We start from the raw sequence: 1,275 nt of genomic DNA on the forward strand, positions 1-1,275 counted from the left end.
AAATAGAACAGCAGTTCCCGCAAGGCAAACACATCATGATGGAGCACTTTTACCGACGGATGCGCAAGCGCTTTGATATTTTGATGCAAGACGGTAAGCCAATGGGTGAAAAGTGGAATTACGATGCCAACAACCGTAATAAACTGAAAGTGAAAGATATCGAGCAATTACCCAAACCGCTGATGTTTAGCCTGAATGTTGACGAGATTGTAGAGCGACTAACGCGACACAAGATCTCGACCATTGGTTCACTAAATGGTGATTTGTTATGGCCAGTGAATCGCGCTCAAAGCCTATCTTTGCTCGCGCATTTTTGTCAGGTTTGTCTCCCTCATTTTGGTCGGTTTCAAGATGCGATGACGGCGGAGCACGAATCCAAATGGAGTTTGTATCACAGTCGTTTGTCGTTCTCGATGAACAGTAAGTTACTGCACCCCAAAGAGGTAATAGATGCTGCACTTAGTGCGTATCAATCAAACAAACACATCGATATTGCACAGGTAGAAGGATTCATTCGTCAGATCTTAGGTTGGCGGGAATTCATTCGGGGTGTGTACTGGGCGAATATGCCGCAGTATCCGCAGAAAAATGAGCTCGAAGCATCACGTGATTTACCCGACTACTTTTGGACAGGAAAAACCAAGATGGCTTGTATGCGCAATGCAATAGGCCAGTCTCTCGATTATGCCTACGCCCATCACATTCAGCGTTTGATGGTGACGGGCAACTTTTGTTTGCTCACCGAGATGAATCCTGACCAAGTAGATGCTTGGTATCTCGGCATTTATGTCGATGCGATTGAGTGGGTAGAAATGCCCAATACACGCGGTATGGCATTGTTCGCCGATGGTGGCATTGTTGGCACCAAGCCTTATGCCGCAAGCGGGTCGTACATCAACAAAATGAGCGATTACTGTAAAGGTTGCCACTATGACAACAAGGCGCGCAGTGGTGAAGGCTCTTGTCCGTTTAATAGTCTTTATTGGCGATTTATGGACAAGCATGAAAAGCGACGCGCTACCAATCCACGAATCGGTATGATTTTCCAGTCTTGGGACAATATGGAAGCTTCGCAGCGGCAAGCGATTCTTGAGACGGCTGAACGCTATATCGCGGATTTGGAGCATTTGTGATGAACATTTTGATCGTCGGTGGGAACGGAGGGATTGGTTTGGCGATGGTCAAAGAGGCACTAGTGCGCTTTCCGCAGGCTCAAATTCACGCGACCTATCGGCGCACAAAATCCGATTATGAACATTCAGCCTTGATTTGGCA

Annotated in this window: 1 protein-coding gene and 1 pseudogene; both read left to right on the plus strand. The window is 46.9% G+C overall.

The window, feature by feature from the left end; genetic code table 11:
• Nucleotides 1-1,133: cryptochrome/photolyase family protein (locus R8N28_RS25310; RefSeq protein ID WP_318183672.1), on the plus strand; the 1,133-nt coding region annotated here is incomplete at its 5' end.
• A pseudogene (locus R8N28_RS25315) lies at nt 1,133-1,275 on the plus strand (short chain dehydrogenase); the annotation flags it as partial. The gene R8N28_RS25310 and the pseudogene R8N28_RS25315, both read left to right, overlap by 1 nt.

The sequence above is a fragment of the Vibrio sp. Vb1554 genome, from assembly GCF_033344235.1.